This is a genomic window from Peribacillus sp. P4_B1 (genome assembly GCF_056402395.1).
The window spans coordinates 36,593-55,293 of the sequence record NZ_JBFUHM010000018.1; the positions used below are offsets into that span (position 1 = coordinate 36,593).

Annotated in this window: 21 protein-coding genes and 1 pseudogene; 12 read left to right on the forward strand and 10 right to left on the reverse strand. The window is 41.7% G+C overall.

The genetic code is table 11. The annotated features are described in order from the left end of the window. Positions 1-40: 40 nt before the first annotated feature. The gene (locus tag AC1DVK_RS12505) at positions 41-349 is read right to left on the reverse strand and encodes a hypothetical protein (RefSeq protein WP_477626586.1); all 309 of its coding nucleotides are present in this window, start codon (positions 347-349) and stop codon (positions 41-43) included. Positions 350-544: 195 nt separating this feature from the next. Here AC1DVK_RS12505 and iadA point away from each other — a divergent pair, with 195 nt between their 5' ends. Further along, positions 545-1,720 carry a beta-aspartyl-peptidase gene (gene iadA, locus AC1DVK_RS12510; protein WP_477626587.1) on the forward strand — a complete coding sequence of 392 codons (1,176 nt, stop codon included), beginning with the start codon at positions 545-547 and terminating at the stop codon, positions 1,718-1,720. Positions 1,721-1,782: 62 nt separating this feature from the next. On the opposite strand, the pseudogene AC1DVK_RS12515 reads toward iadA, so the two are convergent. Beyond that, a pseudogene (locus tag AC1DVK_RS12515) lies at positions 1,783-1,949 on the reverse strand (transposase); the annotation flags it as partial. Positions 1,950-2,655: 706 nt separating this feature from the next. Between AC1DVK_RS12515 and pdhA the strand changes: the two are divergent. The 4 genes from pdhA to lpdA are packed head-to-tail and all read left to right on the forward strand — an operon-like array spanning position 2,656 to position 7,487. Beyond that, entirely contained in the window at positions 2,656-3,768 is a 1,113-nt protein-coding gene (gene pdhA / locus AC1DVK_RS12520) for a pyruvate dehydrogenase (acetyl-transferring) E1 component subunit alpha (RefSeq protein ID WP_410861976.1), read from the forward strand. Then, entirely contained in the window at positions 3,768-4,751 is a 984-nt protein-coding gene (locus tag AC1DVK_RS12525) for an alpha-ketoacid dehydrogenase subunit beta (RefSeq protein WP_477626588.1), read from the forward strand. Before pdhA ends, AC1DVK_RS12525 begins: the two co-directional genes overlap by 1 nt. 30 nt (positions 4,752-4,781) lie before the next feature. Next, positions 4,782-6,062, forward strand: a complete 1,281-nt coding sequence (locus AC1DVK_RS12530; RefSeq protein ID WP_477626589.1) for a dihydrolipoamide acetyltransferase family protein — start codon at positions 4,782-4,784, stop codon at positions 6,060-6,062. Beyond that, complete coding sequence (gene lpdA / locus AC1DVK_RS12535; RefSeq protein WP_477626590.1) at positions 6,063-7,487, forward strand: dihydrolipoyl dehydrogenase; 1,425 nt, start codon at positions 6,063-6,065, stop codon at positions 7,485-7,487. It abuts the gene before it with no gap. Between the two features lie 58 nt (positions 7,488-7,545). On the opposite strand, the gene AC1DVK_RS12540 is transcribed toward lpdA, so the two are convergent. Continuing rightward, positions 7,546-7,758 carry a hypothetical protein gene (locus tag AC1DVK_RS12540; RefSeq protein ID WP_410861972.1) on the reverse strand — a complete coding sequence of 71 codons (213 nt, stop codon included), beginning with the start codon at positions 7,756-7,758 and terminating at the stop codon, positions 7,546-7,548. 115 nt (positions 7,759-7,873) lie between these two features. Between AC1DVK_RS12540 and AC1DVK_RS12545 the strand changes: the two genes are divergently transcribed. After that, a complete protein-coding gene (locus AC1DVK_RS12545) occupies positions 7,874-9,250 on the forward strand; it encodes an amino acid permease (RefSeq protein ID WP_410861971.1) in 1,377 nt (458 codons plus the stop codon). Positions 9,251-9,345: 95 nt separating this feature from the next. Here AC1DVK_RS12545 and hisC read toward each other — a convergent pair whose 3' ends face one another. After that, complete coding sequence (gene hisC, locus AC1DVK_RS12550; protein ID WP_477626591.1) at positions 9,346-10,458, reverse strand: histidinol-phosphate transaminase; 1,113 nt, start codon at positions 10,456-10,458, stop codon at positions 9,346-9,348. A gap of 171 nt (positions 10,459-10,629) precedes the next feature. Between hisC and AC1DVK_RS12555 the strand changes: the two genes are divergently transcribed. Beyond that, on the forward strand, positions 10,630-11,097 hold the full coding sequence (locus tag AC1DVK_RS12555; RefSeq protein ID WP_061461963.1) for an Lrp/AsnC family transcriptional regulator: 468 nt from the start codon (positions 10,630-10,632) through the stop codon (positions 11,095-11,097). 116 nt (positions 11,098-11,213) lie between these two features. Here AC1DVK_RS12555 and AC1DVK_RS12560 read toward each other — a convergent pair whose 3' ends face one another. Further along, positions 11,214-11,609, reverse strand: a complete 396-nt coding sequence (locus tag AC1DVK_RS12560; RefSeq protein ID WP_477626592.1) for a carboxymuconolactone decarboxylase family protein — start codon at positions 11,607-11,609, stop codon at positions 11,214-11,216. A 118-nt stretch (positions 11,610-11,727) separates the two neighbouring features. Between AC1DVK_RS12560 and AC1DVK_RS12565 the strand changes: the two genes are divergently transcribed. From AC1DVK_RS12565 to AC1DVK_RS12580, 4 genes are all read left to right on the forward strand, one after another. Further along, complete coding sequence (locus tag AC1DVK_RS12565) at positions 11,728-12,156, forward strand: Lrp/AsnC family transcriptional regulator (RefSeq protein ID WP_061461965.1); 429 nt, start codon at positions 11,728-11,730, stop codon at positions 12,154-12,156. A 262-nt stretch (positions 12,157-12,418) separates the two neighbouring features. Continuing rightward, on the forward strand, positions 12,419-12,637 hold the full coding sequence (locus AC1DVK_RS12570) for a sigma-Y antisigma factor component (protein ID WP_284471551.1): 219 nt from the start codon (positions 12,419-12,421) through the stop codon (positions 12,635-12,637). Then, positions 12,618-12,932: a YbjQ family protein gene (locus tag AC1DVK_RS12575; RefSeq protein ID WP_061461967.1), complete on the forward strand. Its 315-nt coding sequence runs from the start codon at positions 12,618-12,620 to the stop codon at positions 12,930-12,932. Before AC1DVK_RS12570 ends, AC1DVK_RS12575 begins: the two co-directional genes overlap by 20 nt. A gap of 264 nt (positions 12,933-13,196) precedes the next feature. After that, positions 13,197-14,129 (forward strand): catalase family peroxidase, encoded by a 933-nt coding sequence (locus AC1DVK_RS12580; RefSeq protein WP_477626593.1) that lies wholly within the window; start codon positions 13,197-13,199, stop codon positions 14,127-14,129. Positions 14,130-14,186: 57 nt separating this feature from the next. On the opposite strand, the gene AC1DVK_RS12585 is transcribed toward AC1DVK_RS12580, so the two are convergent. Together AC1DVK_RS12585 and AC1DVK_RS12590 are read right to left on the reverse strand one after the other, a co-directional pair. Beyond that, positions 14,187-15,857, reverse strand: a complete 1,671-nt coding sequence (locus AC1DVK_RS12585) for an ABC1 kinase family protein (RefSeq protein ID WP_410861966.1) — start codon at positions 15,855-15,857, stop codon at positions 14,187-14,189. A gap of 15 nt (positions 15,858-15,872) precedes the next feature. Beyond that, positions 15,873-16,169 carry a phasin family protein gene (locus AC1DVK_RS12590; RefSeq protein WP_061461970.1) on the reverse strand — a complete coding sequence of 99 codons (297 nt, stop codon included), beginning with the start codon at positions 16,167-16,169 and terminating at the stop codon, positions 15,873-15,875. A gap of 248 nt (positions 16,170-16,417) precedes the next feature. On the opposite strand from AC1DVK_RS12590, the gene AC1DVK_RS12595 reads away from it, so the two are divergent. Continuing rightward, positions 16,418-17,167, forward strand: coding sequence for a glucose 1-dehydrogenase (locus AC1DVK_RS12595; protein ID WP_477626594.1), 750 nt, complete (start codon positions 16,418-16,420; stop codon positions 17,165-17,167). 2 nt (positions 17,168-17,169) lie between these two features. Here AC1DVK_RS12595 and AC1DVK_RS12600 read toward each other — a convergent pair whose 3' ends face one another. From AC1DVK_RS12600 to AC1DVK_RS12610, 3 genes are all read right to left on the reverse strand, one after another. Further along, positions 17,170-17,400 (reverse strand): hypothetical protein, encoded by a 231-nt coding sequence (locus AC1DVK_RS12600; protein ID WP_061461972.1) that lies wholly within the window; start codon positions 17,398-17,400, stop codon positions 17,170-17,172. A gap of 65 nt (positions 17,401-17,465) precedes the next feature. Further along, the gene (locus tag AC1DVK_RS12605; RefSeq protein ID WP_061461973.1) at positions 17,466-18,257 is read right to left on the reverse strand and encodes a TIGR00266 family protein; all 792 of its coding nucleotides are present in this window, start codon (positions 18,255-18,257) and stop codon (positions 17,466-17,468) included. Between the two features lie 269 nt (positions 18,258-18,526). Further along, complete coding sequence (locus tag AC1DVK_RS12610) at positions 18,527-18,697, reverse strand: hypothetical protein (protein WP_477626595.1); 171 nt, start codon at positions 18,695-18,697, stop codon at positions 18,527-18,529. Positions 18,698-18,701 lie beyond the last annotated feature (4 nt).

Sequence of the window (18,701 nt, forward strand, 5' to 3'; positions counted from 1 at the left end):
TCACTTCTATACACCCTCTTCATGACGTAGTTGGAATCATTTAAATATTAACGGTTTGGTCCGATTGGAATCCAAATGCACTTTCATCATTTTCTTTACAAATAGCCTGTACTTTTTCTAGCATGGCATGTACATTCTCGCCTTCAAGTATGACTTTCATGGTTGCACACTCTTGAAGAATGAGCACAAAGGATACGAAAGTCGAAAGTTTCTTGGCATCGACCAATTTATGGTTGCAGATAAAATATATATTCCCTTTAAATTCTTTTGTAACTTGATATAGGTTCATGATTTGTCGCATGGATAATCTTTTATTTGTTTTAATATCAGAAGAAATCACTTTATTCATGTCGTTTACTCCTTTTGTTTTTATACTTTTGGAAAAGCATAATCAAGATGTCAATTCAGCTACAACACTTTTTAAAATGAACAAGTATGTTTGGTCTTTTTTATGTAATTGTTAGCGGGTCATGTTGTATATTTACCCGAGTGAAAGATTTTGAAACCTATTTGAAAATTTCAATTTTTGGAGGGGGAACGAACTATGCTAACACTTATTAAAAATGGGGAGCTTTATGGTCCGGAATATATGGGCCAAAAAGATATCCTCTTGGTTGGAAAGCAAATTGGCTTCATTGAGGACAAGATTGATGTCCCTGCAGAGTTCGTTGAAATGAAAGTGATTGATGCGAGTGGCCAAATTGTGGTTCCGGGTTTTATAGATGCTCACGTACATATTATCGGCGGAGGTGGGGAAGGGGGCTTTAAAACGAGGACACCAGAAATCCAATTAACAGATGCCACTTTAGCGGGTATAACGACATTGGTAGGGGTCATCGGAACAGATGGGACGACAAGGACCATGCCAGCACTGCTTGCTAAAGCGAGAGCGCTTGAAGAAGAAGGCATTAGCTGCTTCGTTCATACTGGTTCCTATCAAGTTCCAGTCAAGACGTTAACCGGTAAGATCGAAGATGATTTGATTCTTGTGGATAAAATTATCGGTGTTGGCGAAATTGCCATTGCCGATCATCGTTCTTCACAGCCGACTGTAGCTGAACTGGCTAAATTGGCCTCTCAAGCGCGTAATGGAGGTCTGTTGTCTGGGAAAAGCGGTATCGTCAACATTCATGTCGGCTACAGTCAAAACCATTTGCAGGTAATTGAAGAAGTTGTCGAGACAACGGAAATACCGATCACACAGTTTTACCCTACACATATAAATCGAAATCCGCATTTATTCAAAGCAGGGATGGAATATGCAAAAAAAGGGGGTTATATTGATTTTACGACAAGTACGATCAAGAAGTTCCTTGAAGATGGGGAGGTCAAAGCAAGTACAGCAATAAAGAGAGCACTAGAAGAAGGGGTAGATATCAGGCAGATCACCTTAACTTCAGATGGGCAAGCAAGCCTGCCTGACTTCGATGGCAGTGGCAACCTGCGCGGTTTGAACATTGGTACATGCATGTCCTTATATGATTCTGTCGTAGATGCGGTCACCGAGGATGGAGTGTCAATTGCCGATGCCATACGAGTTGTGACGGAAAATCCGGCAAATATTTTAAACCTCACTAAGAAGGGTCGGCTTGAGGTAGGGAATGACGCCGATATCATCATATTGAAGAAACAAACGTTAGAAATAAATAGGGTTATCGCGATGGGGCAAATCATGGTCAAAGATGGTGAAGCGGTCGTGAAAGGCACATTTGAAAAATAGATCTTACTAATACCGTGTAGCGGGGTAAGGAAAAATGAAATCTTGTTGGTAAAGTAAACCTCGATCGAGCGAATATCTAAGGTATATTGAATAAATGTCAGTTTAACTAAAATAACTGGATTAGTACTTGGGCGTCTACCTCTGAATACATATCTTTCACCAAGTCATATATGAATGCGAAGTCAATGGCGGCCTCCATTTTTCGAACCAAATGGTTCGCTGGCACCAGTTAATCTAAAGTAATCATTTCAAGTTGATTTCGCTGATTAGAATCATGTTTGGAAGCATCCTTATCACCCCAAGTTTTTATGCTTCTATTTTAAACAATAAAGACTGTAGGCAAAAGAGATTTTAATTTTATCACAAAGCTGATGAAACGGATGGTGCGAGACCCCGCAGGCGCAAGCCGAGGGAGGACCGCCCACGGAAAGGGAGTGCACTGCGTTTCAATCAACGTTCAAATTGTACAAGCCATAAAAAAACGTTTGTCAACAGTCTGAGACCCATGATTATAATGGGTCTTTTTGTGCTGGATCCTGATTTTGATGATAGTGGATGTACTTTTTTTATTTAGGCAGCCCTTGAATGGATGCTAGCTAACAAGTGACTTGAAAAGGTCGGAGCATATCCCAAAACTTGCCGGTAACCCGCTGATTTTACATTGGATTTTTCCATAATCGGGCATATTTTCAAAATGAAGGTGAGATATAAGAAAACACATTCTAAATAAAGGTAATATACGAAAAATTCATTCTATTTAACATATTATTAAAATCTTGGATGTATTATCCTTTTATATAAGCAAATGTAGTTTATGAAACAGTAATTATTCACAGACATAAAAGACCAATGAAAACTTTTTGGGCTGTTATTTCATGACTGTTCAAATCCTTGGTAAGTTTGCGAAACAAATCTATCTTAAGGGGAGAAATGAAATGGAAAAGACGGGAAACCCAATAATGAAAGCGTATTCAAATGAAGGTGAGCCGGAAATGTTTCGTGTTTTGACACCTGACGGAGAAATAGTTGGAACGATTGATGGGAAAATCGATAAATCATTAATGTTAAAGATGTATGAGAGCATGCTACTGCTCAGAACATTTGACCGTAAATCAATTAATCTCCAGCGCCAAGGCAGAATGGGAACTTATGCACCTTTCGAAGGACAGGAGGCATCCCAGGCAGGAAGCGCTTTAGCGTTGTCGGCAGGTGATTGGATGTTTCCCACATACCGTGATCATGGAGCGGCGATCATTCATGGACAGGAATTGTATCGTGTTTTCCTATACTGGATGGCACATTTTGAGGGTTCAATTTGTCCGGAAGGTAAAAGGATATTACCTCCTAGTGTTCCCATTGCCACTCAAATGGTTCATGCGGTAGGAACGGCTTGGGCAAGTAAAATTAAAGCGGAAAAGAATGTAAGCATTGCTTATTTTGGTGATGGTGCCACTTCTGAAGGGGACTTTCATGAGGCACTGAATTTTGCAGGTGTTTATAAAACCCCGACAATCTTTTTCTGCCAAAATAATGGCTATGCGATCAGTGTGCCTTTTGAAAAGCAATCAGCATCTAAAACTATATCCCAGCGTGCTGCTGCTTATGACATACATGGGGTTCGAGTGGATGGAAATGATATCTTTGCAGTATGGCTGACTGTAAAAGAGGCTGTCGAAAGGGCGCTTAAAGGTGAAGGACCTACTTTAATCGAAGCCATAACCTTTCGCTATGGTGCCCATACTACTGCAGACAATCCGAACATATATCGCGATCAGGACGAAGTTTCAACGTTCTGGAGGGAAAATCGTGATCCGATAACGCGTCTTAAAAAGTATTTGAATAAAGAGGGTTACTGGAATGAAGAACAGGAAGGAATGGTGTTAAAACAATTCAACGAACTGATAGATGCTCACCTCCAAAAGGCGGAAGGTTATCCGAAATCCAATCCGCTCGAAATGTTTAAACATGTATATGCTGAGGAGTCATGGCACCTAAAGGAACAGAAGCAGGAATTGAACCAAATCTTAAAGAAAGGTGTGAAGAAATAATGGGCAAAAGTTTAACGATGCTCCAGGCTATTACGGAAGCGCAGGACCAAATGCTGGGTCATGATAATCGTGTGTTGATCATGGGTGAGGATATTGGAGTGAACGGCGGAGTTTTCCGATCGACGGAAGGGCTTTATGAAAAGTATGGAAAAGATCGAGTTGTGGATACGCCATTAGCTGAATCCGGAATCATTGGCTCTGCCATTGGTTTAGCCCTTAACGGACTGCTGCCCATAGTGGAGATTCAATTCCTCGCCTTTATTTATCCGGGATTCGAGCAACTCGTTTCCCATGCTGCCCGTATGAGATACCGGACTCGTGGGCAATTTAGCGTGCCCCTCGTAATCCGTACGCCATATGGTGCTGGAATCAGAGGACCTGAACTTCATTCCGAAAGTGTCGAAACCTTCTTTGCCCATACTCCGGGTTTAAAGGTAGTTGCACCCAGTAATCCATACGACGCAAAAGGGCTTCTAATTGCCGCAATTGAAGATCCTGATCCGGTAATCTTTTTGGAACCGACTAAATTGTATCGTGCTTTTAAGGAAGAAGTTCCCGAAGAAATGTATCGTATACCAATTGGTCAAGCAAAAGTGGTCCAGGAGGGAAGCGATCTGACGATTTTTGCATGGGGGGCTATGTTAAGGGAGGCATTGAATGCCGCGAAAAAGATTGAAAGCGAAAAAGGCTGGAAGTGTGAAGTGGTTGATCTTCGAACATTATACCCTTTAGATAGGGATACCATCGTGCAATCCATTAAAAAGACAGGTCGTGCATTAATCGTCCATGAAGCCCATAAGACTGCCGGATTAGGTGCGGAGATTATTTCCATCATTAATGATGAAGCTCTTATTTACCTGAAAGCTCCGATCAAGCGTGTAACAGGATTTGATGTTCCGGTTCCGCCGTTTTCAATAGAAGATCATTATCTACCGACTGTTGACCGGGTAAAACAAGGAATAGTGGAGACGATTTCATTTTAATTGATAATTAAGGGAAAAGGAGGAAGGCGCATGATGGAATTTAAACTTCCTGATGTAGGGGAAGGGATGCATGAAGGAGAAATTATCCAATGGCTGATCAAGGAAGGGGATGCGGTGACGCAGGACCAACCCATTGTTGAGGTGCAAACGGATAAAGTTAATGCGGAATTGACTGCCCCAGCAACGGGAGTGGTCAAGAAAATATTCTTTTCCGAAGGGGATATCGTGGAAGTGGGAACCACTATATTCACAATTCAAGAAGGGAACGATATGCCTGCTCCGGAAACAGGCATTAGTGAAGGAGATATCCAAGTCATTCAATCTGATGATGTAAAAGTAAATGGAGAGCATGTTACAGGCAAACCGCATCTTGATGCAGTGCGTGTGTTGGCTACCCCATTCGTGCGTCAAATGGCAAGGGAAATGAAGGTTGATATCGAGCAGGTTAAAGGCTCCGGTCCTGCTGGGCGAATAATCGAAAGTGACTTGAAGCAGTTTAAAGAAAATAATTCGATAATAGGGGAAAATGCCAATAACAATGATGACAAGATTCTTCAAGTTATGTCCCCAATGAAGTATGCCGTCAAGGCAAAAGGATTGGAAAAAGAGTGGGAAGAGCGGATTCTCCTTAAGGGCATTCGTAAAAAGATCGCTGAACATATGGTGAAGTCGGTTTCGACCATTCCTCATGTAACCCATGTAGATGAATTGGAAATGGATCGATTGAAGGAATTGAAAGATCAATTAAAGGCGTATTCCGATGATAAGGATATTAAATTGACCTTTTTGCCATTTTTCGTAAAAGCCATTGTAATCGCTTTAAAGGAGTTTAAAACTTTAAACGCTTCAATTGATGAAAAAACCAATGAAATCATCTTGAAAAATTATTATCATATTGGGATTGCAACGAATACAAAAGAGGGTCTCATTGTTCCTGTCATAAAGCATGCAGATCAAAAAACCATTTTCCAACTGGCTGATGAAATCAGGCAATTGGCAAACCAAGCCCGGGAAGGGAAGTTGGGCATAGATCAAATCACAGGCAGTACATTTACGATAAGCAATGTAGGACCCATCGGTGGGATGCATGCGACCCCGATCATTAACTATCCGGAAGCGGCCATATTAGCGTTGCATAAAATGGAACAACGAATGGTCGTCCGCGATTTGGAAGGTGTAATCCGTTTAATGATGAATATGTCTTTATCTTTCGATCACCGTTTAATAGATGGTGTTACAGCTGTGCATTTTACAAATAGAATCAAGGAACTGCTGGAAAATCCAATTCGTTTAGTTGTGGAGATGAGATAAATGGTAGTAGGGGAAGTTGCTGTAGAGACGGATGTTATCATCATGGGAGGAGGTCCGGGGGGATATGCTGCGGCGATCCGTCTCGGACAATTAGGGAAATCGGTCGTGCTTGTTGAAAAGGATAAGCTGGGCGGGGCTTGTCTTAATCGGGGCTGCATACCTTCGAAGGCTTTAATTCACGCAGCCGATCAATACCAAAAGCTTAACGATTTAGGGAAAATGGGGATCAGGCTGTCTCAAGAAAGAACAACAATGGACTTGGGAATTTGGCAGGATTGGAAAGAGGGCATCACTTCCCAGTTGAACCAAGGTATTGCCCATCTGTGTAAAGAAAATGGAGTGACTGTGGTTAAAGGTCAAGCCTTCTTTTTATCTGATGACCGTATCGGAGTCGAAACCGATGGCGATTTTGAAACCTACAAGTTTGAACAGGCAATTATTGCGACGGGATCCAGACCTTTCATTCCATCATTCATTAAAGTCGATGGAGAGTATATTTTGGATTCAACAGCAAGTTTGCAGCTGCATGAAGTCCCATCTAGTTTGTCGATCATAGGCGGAGGCTATATCGGAATCGAATTGGGTATGGCATTTGCAAAGTTAGGTACTAAAGTGACCATCATTGAGATGGCCAACCGCATTCTCCCCCAGGTTGCCGAGAACCTTGTCAAGGAAGTTACCCGTAATGCCAAGAAGCTAGGCATGGATATTAAAACATCGGCGCGGGTAGAAAAGGCGAGTGTAGTGGATGGCCAAGTACACCTTCATGTTTCCTCGGAAAACCAGGGGGCGGAAGTGGTAGTGAGCGAAAAGACCCTGGTTACAATTGGCAGGATTCCTAACACAGAAGAGATTGGTCTGAATCAGGCAGGCATTAAGGTTAGTGAAAAGGGCCATATAGCTGTAGATATGGAATGCCGTACAAATGTGCCGCACATCTTTGCCATCGGTGACATTACACCTGGGCCGGCTCTTGCACACCGAGCGTCCAAACAGGGTATCGTGGCAGCGGAAGTAATCGGGGGGGTGCCAAGTGCCATTGACTCCCCGTATGTCCCATATGTAATCTTCTCGGAACCACAAATAGCAGGGGTTGGTTTAAGCAGTGAAGAAGCAGAACAACAGGGATACAGAGTCAAGACCGGGAAGTTCCCGTTCAGTGCCAATGGAAGGGCGCTTGCAACGAATGAAACAGAGGGATTTGCTGAAGTGATTGTGGATGCAAAAAGCCACATATTGCTTGGAATGCACATGGTTGGTGCAGATGCCTCCAACCTTATAGGTGAAGGGGTCCTTGCACTTGAGTTGGCAGCTCGGGTCGAAGATATAGCCCTCAGCATGCATCCTCATCCAACTTTGACCGAGGGGTGGATGGAAGCGGCGGAGGCAGTTTTGGGACATGCGATTCACATCGTAAATAAATAAGATAACTGGAAGATGTAAATTCATGGGGATTACCAATGTAGTCCCCGGTTGGAGTGTTTCATTTTAATAGTTTTAGAAACCTGGTCATTGGTCCCCCATAAGGCAAGGCTATCAGGAAATTTACTCCATATTGAAGGATCAGGCCCGGATAACGGCGTTTGACCAACAGGAGCAGTATTAGCTTGCAATCATACTCTTGTAAAACTAACGGCATATTGATATCATTTTTATTTGGTGAAGTATGAGGTGATTTTTCAAGAAGGCTTTGCATCCTTCCACTCCTAAACCATAAGGATTGATGAGATAACTTATCTATTCGCCTTTCAACGATTGAAATGGGTTTTGATTTTTATAAGAAAAATTATGGGAAAAAGGAGGCAGCTGTAATGGAATCAAATGGTGGGTCACTGCAAAAGAGGTTGTTGCCGAGGCATATTAGCATGATGGCAATGGGAGGGGCAATAGGTACTGGGATTTTTAAAGGAAGTGCCGAAACCATATCGTTAGCAGGGCCAGGAGTCATTTTTACTTATATTTTTGCAGGATTATTACTTCTTGTAGTCATGGGAGCTATAGCGGAAATGGCAATCGCCTATCCCAATACGAATATGAAAGGTTTCGTTCAGAAAGCATTCGGTAAGCGAAGTTCCTTCATTATAGGCTGGATGTATTGTTTCATGTGGCTGTCCGTATGTGTCATTGAGGTAGTGGTGGCAGGAAGCTTTTTGCAGTATTGGCTCCCAACAATCCCGCTATGGATATTGAGTTTAGGGTGTGCTGCTTTAATCATTGGGGTTAACATGATGAATGTTAAAAATTATGGTGAATTCGAATTTTGGTTTGCCGGCATTAAGATTACAATGATCATTCTATTCATTATCTTGGGAGCCTGTATTTTATTTGGGGCCATCCCAAGCGGCGGATCTAATTACCTGCAAAACTTCACAGGGCACGGAGGATTTTTCCCAAATGGGTGGATGTCCATCTTTTCAGCATTACTGATCGTTATGTTCTCATATGGCGGTTCCGAGTTAATAGGCCTGACGGTAACGGAAGCAAAAGATGCTGAACGAATTTTACCGAAGGTCATTAAAAGTTATATTTGGAGAGTCGTATTATTTTTTACCTTACCGATACTTGTAATCTGCGGTCTGATTCCTTGGAACGAAATTAGCGACCAAGCAAGTCCGTTTGTACAAGTTTTGTCAATGTCCGGTTTTCAAGGATCTGCCCACATCATGAACTTCATTTTAATTACGGCCGTCTTATCTGCCGCTAACTCCGGAATATATGGGTGTACTCGGATGCTGCATTCTTTAGCTGCAGAAGGGGAGGCACCCAGGTCATTCTCTTATGTATCAAAGAATGGCGTTCCCTTGTATAGTTTAATCCTAAGTGCCGCTGCATTGGTCGTCGGCTCCATGATTACCTACGTTGCCCAGGATCGGGCATTTACTTTATTAATGGCGTTTCCGGGTTTTGTAGTATCACTTGTATGGATCAGCATTTGTTTAGCGCAGCTAAAACTTCGCAATTCATATCCTAAAGCTCCGAGTTTTAAATTGTGGGGCTTTCCATATATAACCTTATTTGCAGTAATCGCCTTAAGCATCATTTGTGTCACGTTCGTGTTCAGTGAACAGAATCGGATCAGCATCGTTGCCTGCCTTATTGTGTTGGCTACATTGATCTCCATCTCGATCTTTAAATTTAAAAGTGTGGATGAACAGGAAACAACTAGAATAGAAAAGGAATCTTGTTAAATAAATCCACGTAAAAGATACGACATGGGCAAAGGCGTCTATGTCGTATCTTTTATCTATTAATCATCAATCATACTGCAACTTCATTTCGTAGTTCAAGTACTGGACGTTTTTTTGATTGCATGTTGTAAGGAGGTTATGAATCTCTCATTTTCAAGCGGAGTGCCGATGGTCACGCGGATCGTATTTTCATAGCCTAGCAAATGACCAGAACGGATGATGACACCAGAAATCAATAGCTTCTCGAAAATGTCCCTGCCAGGATGGTTCAGTTTGACCATCAAGAAGTTGGCATGTGAAGGGAAGAATGTTAATCCCATCTCGCTTAGTTCGTTTTCTAAATATCTTCTTCCTTCCTCATTCTTACGAGCACATTGCTCTACAAATGTATGGTCATCGAGGGAAGCGAAGGCCGCAGCCTGTGCTAAACGGTTGGTATTGAAGGGTTCTTTCACTTTAACTAGCTCTTGTATGATGGAAGCATCCATTAAACCGTATCCAATCCTTAATGCAGCCAATCCATAAATCTTTGAAAAAGTGCGTAAGATGACCAGATTTGAATGGGTATTTAGAAGCGGCAAAGTTTCTAAATAATCTTCATCATCGACATATTCATAGTATGCTTCGTCAACGACCAGTAAAATATGTTTCGGCACCTTCTCGATGAAAGATGTTAATTTTTCTTTTTCGACGATCGTTCCTGTCGGATTATTGGGGTTACAGACAAAAATCATTCTTGTTTTTTCAGTTATGGCATCATACATACCCTGCAGATCATGTACACCATTAATAAGAGGTATCTTTACAGGTGTACCGCCGTCAATCAATACATTCGTTTCATACCGTGGAAATGTAACATCAGCCATGATGACTTCATCATTTTGTTGGATGTAGGTTCTTGTTAACAAACGTATCACTTCATCAGACCCATTTCCCAGGATGATTTGATCTTGATTGATATTCAATTTCCTTGCCAGCTTTTCAGCTAATGCAGGTGCCATACCTTCAGGATAAAAGGAGATTTGCTCCATTTCGGTAAGCATGGCTTCTTTTGCTAGAGTTGAGCAACCGAATGGATTCTCATTGGATGCCAATTTAACGATCGTTTCAAGACCAAGTTCACGTTGCACTTCTTCAATTGGCTTACCGGAAACATATGGGCTTATGTCTTCAATGTTTTTTCGAACCGGGATTTTCGTAAAGGTCAATGCAGGTTCCTCCTTTAGTTGAATTCTGAATTTTCTTTTTCATTTACTAATTTTAATGATAGAATATTAACTGTTAAAATTACATACAAAAAAGAATGTTTTTTCACTTTCCATACAACATTTTACAGATATATTAGCTAATAATCCTTCATTATGAAAGGCGGTTGCTTCATGGATGAAATAGACGTTTGTTTACTGGAACTTTTACAGTTGAATGGACGCATTACGATTAGTGAACTATCGAAGAAATTGGCTCTCAGCCGGCCCAGTATTTCTGAACGTATGTATCGCCTGCAAGAAAAGGGAATCATTGAGGGGTTCAGTGCAAGGGTTTCACCACTGGCAATAGGAAGAGGTGTACTTGTGTTCATTCAGGTAAGTGAACTTAAGGTTTCCGTTTCCGATTTCGAGCAGTTAGTTAAAAATGATTTAGACATTATCGAATGCCATCGTGTAACAGGAACAGTTGGATATTTTTTGAAAGCGGCTTTAGCTGATATGGACAGCATGAGATTACTTATAGATCGATTAATACCCTATGGACATCTGAATACTTCCGTAGTTTTGACATCCCCGGTGCCTTCCCGCTCCATTCTTCCAAGGATCAATGAAATGGATGATCATGGTGCGAAAACCTAGCTGGAATTCAATTTATGCTGGTATATGACCCGAATGGACGGGTCAAACTACTGAAGGGTTTATAGGCTTTTTGCAAAAAGGAACGAGGCGAGATGCCTGTTCCTTTATTTGCGTTATTATAAATCCATCAAAGCCCCGAAATATTGCTGGGCCGTCGTAAAACAAATGAATGCCAATAGTTCAGAAATCTCTTCATCACAGAATACCTCCTTCAATACTTGGAAAAACTTTTCCTCTGTTTTTTCACGTTGAATGAGGAATACTTCTGCAAAGGCGATTGCATAGCTTTCTTTCGCATCTTCTGGCTTTAATGGAATACCTTTTGCCTGACAGTATGAACAGCCATTACCGTATGCCAGTTCCCTTCTGACGTTTTCCTTTAACTCTTTCGATAGTTTCCCATCCGCAGATATGCAATTTGAGAGGTCCGACCATTTATGCGAAATCTCTTCTGAATGAAATAATCTTTGATACGGACTGGAGCCAATCGGCGAATTTTTTATTCTTGTCATGAGCATCTCCCCCTTGAGATAATCCTAATATAAAAAAACAGGAATATTAATTACGCTTGTAAAATATTTCGGTTGAATATTGTATAAATATAAAGAAAAAGAGAGGAATAATTTCTAAATGAAAATAGATGAAAAAGACCGGAGCATCCTTGCAGAATTAACGCTGAATAGCCGGATTTCCATGAGGGAATTGGCAAAGAAAGTAAATCTATCTGCCCCAACCGTTACCGACCGGGTACGGCAAATGGAGTCGTTCGGGATCATTAAAGGGTATGTTGCCGAGATTGATCATAAAAAGATCGGTTTTCCTATTGAGTGTATCGTGGAAGCAACGATAAAAAATGGGGAATATGAGAAATTCAAAAAGTATATCTCGAAGCTGCCGAATGTTGACTTTTGCTATCGAATTGCCGGGCAGGCTTGCTTTATGCTGAAAATCCACAGTGAGAACCTTGAAGAAGTGGAGGAATTCATCAATCGGACAATTCCTTTTGCTGCAACCGTTACACATGTAATCCTTTCTCAAGTGGAGCGTGAACAGGAATGAGTATTTTTATTTATTTTCAACTGTTATGAAAGTGGCTAATCATAAATGGAAGAATCAGAACGGTTTAACCGGCAAAAAAGGAAGCCATATTTTTGAATCATTCCTGAATAGTTTCTGAAGAACCCGAAAAATCACGTGTACATCAAGGTATAATATGAAAAGGTAATACATCTATATGAAGGTTTCTAGCTTTTTAGGTGATAACATAAATCTTCACTGATTATAATACATTTTATTTAAAAAGGTAGGTGGAGTGGAGTTCATGAGTAGTTTTGAAAAACTTGCCTTGATTGTATGTGGGGTTATTTTATTGAGCCAAAGCATATATCTATTTGTCGATGCAAGGAAGAATGGCTTTAACCAGTGGATGTGGGGTATTCTTGGTTTGATTCAAGCCCCAATACCGTTAATTTTTTATTTGATCGTAAAAAAAATCAAAAAAAAGGAAGAGGACGAACTATATGATTATCGTGACTACTAATACCGTTCCTGGAAAAGAAATTAAAGAACTGAAGGGGCTTGTTAAGGGGAACTGCGTTCAATCGAAACATATTGGAAAAGATATTCTTGCGGGATTGAGGACCATTGTCGGCGGTGAAATCACGGAGTATACGGAAATGATGAAAGAAGCCAGACAAAAAGCAATTGGCAGGATGGTCGATGAAGCGACAGAGAAAGGGGCGAATGCCATCGTTGCAATGCGCCTGGAAACATCGGCTATCATGCAAAACGCTAGTGAAATCATTGCTTATGGCACTGCCGTTCATGTTGAATGATTGAATGTGAAGATCTTTAGTTCTGGTTCATAAGGTCTTGCCATCTTGTTCTACTTACTATTTTTCCTATAATTATAAAAGCGATATAGAAAAACTTTTATTACATGATTTGTGCAGCGCCTGGATTTTTCCAGGCGTTTTTTAACGATCAATGCTTCAGGTGCATGTATGAACGGAAGTTTACCTTGAATAAGCTAATGGGATAGGGGGTACAGGTAATAACTAAGAACATGGATTGGAATTTGAAAAGATGGGGTGAGGTATATGGAGGGAAATGACAACTTTAAACCTGAACTAGTCAGAGAAGCAGTTAATGTGATTGAAAATGTAGCTGGAACATATCCCGGTTATCGGCGGGTGCATGCAAGGGGATATGTTTATGAGGGGGTTTTTACCCCAAACGGAAAAGCGTCCCCATTAACGGTGGCTTCGCATCTTCAGGAAGAAGCCGTGCCGGTGATCATTCGGTTCTCAAATAGCTCGCCGATACCAAGCCATCCAGATGCCATATCCCCTGTGAAGGGCATGGCAGTCAAGTTTAAATTGCCGAATGGAGAGGCATCAGATCTCATTACTGTCACCATTCCGCTATTCTTTGCGAAAACACCGGAAGCGTTTGTTGATATTGCTGACTTTTTCAAGTCTGCAAAAGAAGGTTTCCCAAATCTGAAAGAGCTTACAAAAATACTGTTGAAATACCCTGAAAGCAAGGCAAGCCTGCAAATGCTTAAAGAAATGCGTTCTCCAGCCAGTTTCTCAACATGTCAATATTACTCCATTCATGCATTCTATTTCATTAATGCGGAAGGACGGCGTCAGGCTATTAAGTATGAGTGGGTACCTGATGCCGGCCTTAGTATGCTAGCAAAAGAGGAGGTAGCCAAGCATTCGGCAGAATATCTGGAAGAAGAAATGGAAGAGAGGCTCAGGCAAGGTCCGGTGGGCTTTAAATTGAACATTCAAATAGGAGGGGAAAATGATCCGTCTGACGATCCAACCACTGCTTGGTCGGAAGAAAAACAGGTAATAACGGTCGGCCATTTAGTGATTTCTAATAAATTGGAAACGATTAGAGATCATTTATTGTTTGATCCAACCAATATTACTGAAGGAATCGAGTGCTCGGAAGATCCAATCTTACATTTTCGCCATAGGGCGTATGCCATTTCATATGAACGTCGGATAAATAACCAATGAAATGAAAACATGAAAAAGGGAAAGCCCTTATTAGAGGGTTTGCCCTTTTTCGTAAGTTTACATTTTTCCGGATCTGAAAATGGTGTAAAGCATAAGTAAGAACATCAGGGTTGCAACGACAAATCCAATCTCGATAACCGGTATTTTCCATAGGATCAGGGTTTCCCCACCTATTGCCGAGCCAATAATGAGACCGACCATGATTATGCTGAACGCAAGCAGGATAATACTGAAAGAAAGCCTGTTCGAGATTTGATCAAGCTTATGCAAAAAAACTTGAAGTTCGGGAATATTGATATCCAGTCGCAATTTCCCTTTTTTTATGATACCTGTTACTTCCTTGATATCCTTGGGTAGTTCAGCAATGGCTTCGGCAGACTCGATGAATTGATTCCAAGCGTTCTTCGCAATATTTTTTGGATTGTAGCGCTCCTTAAAAAGCCTTTCCCCGAAAGGTTCAGCTGCCTTCATGATGCTGAAATGCGGATCTAGTCCTTCAACAATGGCCTCCATGGTAAGCAGAGCCTTGCCGAGCATCGTGAATTCTGGAGGGATTTGGACTTGGTGCCGATTGGCAACTGTGAACAGGTCATTGACCGCTCCGCCTAAGCTGATTTGGCTCAATGGTATATCATAATATTTATTTCGCAGTTCATCAATATCCACCCTTAATGGCGCCATATCGGTTTCGTCCGTCAGAAGACCCATTTCTGAAAGTGTCTTGATCAGTCCATTGGTGCTTCCACGTTTCAGGTTGATGACAAGCGAGGCGAACTGATACTTCGTTTCATCCTCCAGACGTCCCACCATCCCGAAATCCATGAGTGCGACGACATTTCCTGGCAAAATGATGATGTTGCCAGGGTGGGGGTCGCCATGATAAAAGCCATCGATCAATATTTGCTGAAGCATGGAATTCGCTAATCTTTCTGCGATTTTCCGACGATCATAACCTTCATCTTCAAGCTGTTTATAATGATTGATCTTAATTCCTTGAATGAATTCCATCGTCAGGACCCTTTTTGTGGAATACTCCCAATGGATTCTTGGTATCTTAAACCCTTGATCATCGATGAATTGCTTGGCTATTCTTTCCCCGTTTCGGCCCTCGGAGTTATAATCGAGTTCTGCGCGAAGCGATTTAGCGAATTCATCAATCATTTTTCTGATTTGGTAGCGTCTGGCCCAAGATATGCGTGCTTCCATCAGTCTTGCCAAATCATCGAGAATTTCCAAATCCGTTTCCACAGTCGGCAGAATATCGGGCCGCTGCACTTTGATTGCTACGACTTCCTGTGATGGAAGCCGTGCAGTATGGACCTGCCCAATCGAAGCGGTAGCCAGTGGTTTTTCATGGAATTCAAGAAAAATGTTTTCCAAAGAATCACCCAATTCGGCTTCAATAATTTTGCGAACCTTATCAAATGGAAAGGGGGTGACCTGGTCCTGCAGCTTTTCAAGTTCGCGGATGATTTCTTCCGGAACGAAGTCACGCCTCGTGCTTGCAATCTGACCAAGTTTAATGAATGTAGGTCCCAGGCTTTGTAAAATCGTATGCAGCCGCTCTCCGATTGAGCGGAGGTTCAGGTTTTCGTCGGGCTGGAGTTTCGATGCCGCTTTACTCTCGGATAATCCAAGGCGATAGATGAAGTAACCAAAACCATTTTTCAAAAAGGCATTAATGATTTCCTGGTAACGATGTGCGTGTTTCAGTCGCTTGCCAAACATTCAAGTACCTCCAAATCACGATTGTTGGTTCTGTTTCTCTAAAATTTGGATGCGGCGCTCTAAGTCCTGAACTTCTTCTTTGGTTGCCAAGTTTAGGCCGTTGAGCGCTTGATTGACTTTGGCCTTGACGGAATCATCCAATTGTTTTTGGGCTAGTTCCCCCTTTTCGACCCAATTCTTAATAAGATCCTTGGAGTCTTCTTTGCTGATTTCGCCTTTTTTTACAAGAGAGTCCACTGCTTTTTCAATTTGTTCCTTTGTAGCAGCGGCAGCACCTAATCCTAAAGAAAACACATTTTTTAATAAGTCCATTTTTAATTCCTCCAATATAAATTTTTTACACTTTAAGAAAAATAATAGCGGGTGCCCTTCACCCTGGTTCTTTCTTGCTGTTTTTATTATCATACATCATTGGAGGCCGCTACAAAAATATAATGGGTCCTGCTGATTGTTGATGGGTAGGAAACGGATTTGTTGATCACCCAAGGGTAGTGTTTGTAGTGAAGCGAATTGGATATTATGATAAGGAAAAATAAGCTGGCGAAAGTGAGGGTGAAATGATGGGTTTTGCAAACAAAACGGTGATTGTAACGGGCGCTTCAAATGGTATTGGGAGAGGTGTAGCAAAGGGTTATGCAGAAAGCGGTGCATCGGTGGTTCTCGCAGATATGGACGAGCAGGAAGGTCTGCTGTATGCGGAAGAGCTCAAAAATAATGGGCATGAAGCCATGTTCGTTAAGACGGATGTTCGCAAGGAAGCTGACATCCAGCATTTGATGGATGTCACTCTAAAAACATATAAGACCATTGATATATTAATCAATAATGCGGGAAAGGCATTGTTCAAATCGCTTTATGAGCTGACGATTGAGGAATGGGACGATATGATGAATACGAATCTACGCAGTGTTTTCCTTTGTTCCAGGGCAGCGGCTGCATCGATGCGGAATAATGAAATGGGAGGTGCAATCATCAATTTAGCATCAACAAGAGCGATAATGTCTGAGCCGGATTCGGAATCCTATGCTGCGACAAAAGGAGGGATCAAAGCCCTGACCCATGCACTTGCCGCTTCATTCAGTAATGAGAAAATTACGGTCAATTCGATTTCTCCGGGGTGGATTGAAACGGGTGATTATGACTCGTTGAGGGATGAAGATCATCAACAGCATTTTTCCAATCGGGTTGGCAAACCGGAAGATATAGCAAGGGCATGTCTTTATTTGACGGCAACGGAAAATGACTTCGTTACGGGTGCTGATCTTATCGTCGATGGAGGCATGACAAGAAAAATGATGTACGAGGAGTGAACTCATTTTTTCCGATAAAGATATTGAAGTTCAGTTCCGAGCTCACGGTTGAGCAGCTGTTCCATTTCTTCAAGCTCCTTTATGCCGATAGGGGCATCGGCAGCTGTCCAGTGAACGGTATAAACAAAATAGTAATCTCTTATTTTACGGAAAATAACAGGCGAATTCGGGAATTGATCAAAAAAAGCCCTGATATTATTGCGTCTCATGTAGGACCACTTAACAAGCTGCATGTAGATATCCATCCTTTAAAAAAGTAATCAATGGCTGCCATGATGGCAGCCATTGATTCCGGTTCTTATTTATCGTTGAATAAATTGAATAAACCTCTAGTAACACTGCCTTCGTCAGAAGATCCGCCATTTTGCGGCATTGCAGCGAATACACGGCTGGCAAGACGGCTGAATGGCAAAGATTGCACCCAGACGGTTCCGGGTCCTTTTAATGTTGCAAAGAATAAACCTTCGCCTCCGAATAAAGCGGTTTTCACGCCTTTTACGAATTCAATGTTATAATCTATTCCGCTAGTCATGGCTACTAAACATCCTGTATCCACGCGTAAGATCTCTCCTGCAACCAATTCTTTTTTATGGATTGTGCCACCAGCATGCACGAAGGTCATTCCATCTCCTTCAAGCTTTTGCATGATGAAGCCTTCGCCGCCAAAGAAGCCTGCACCTATTTTTCTCTGAAACTCAATTCCGACCGAAACACCTTTCGCTGCAGCAAGGAAAGCGTCTTTTTGGCAAATGATTTTCCCACCGAGCTCGCTTAAATCCATCGGAATGATTTTACCTGGATAAGGTGAGGCAAAGGAAACGTGTTTTTTTTCTCTTCCTTCATTCGTAAAAGCCGTCATGAAAAGACTCTCACCTGTAAGGAGCCTTTTTCCAGCGCCAAATAGCTTCCCCATCATTCCGCCGTCGCTACTCGAAGACCCATCACCAAAGATGGTTTCCATCTTGATTTGATCTTCCATCATCATTAAACTTCCAGCTTCTGCAATAACCGTTTCCTGATGATCCAATTCCACTTCAACAAACTGCATGTCATCTCCATATATTTTAAAATCTATTTCATGATTATTCATTTTCCATTCCTCCTATCCAACTTATGTTCATTGTAAAAGATAATCTCTTAACCTGCTAATATTTTTCAGTTTTTCGCCGTACTTTATATATTTTATGTTTTTACGGGTATATCAAGAAAAATGAAGAAAGAAAAAACAGCAAGACACTTAGGAATCTTAAGTGTAGGAGGAGACAACCATGGATACTTACATATTATCATTGGATCAGGGAACGACAAGTTCCCGGGCCGTTTTTTAATAAAGGCTGTTTTCACATACTTTGTTGCTATTTACCAGGTAGTGAGTTGTGGTGATTTCCCCTCCAGATGCTCGCTTTCCTTGGTGCGGGCGGTGAGCCTCCTCGGCGTAAACGCCTGTGGGGTCTCACCTGTCCCGCTGCTCTCGCATGCGTCTCGCACTTCCGCTCCAATCAACCTTAAATAGTTTCGTTTTAAAAACAACAAT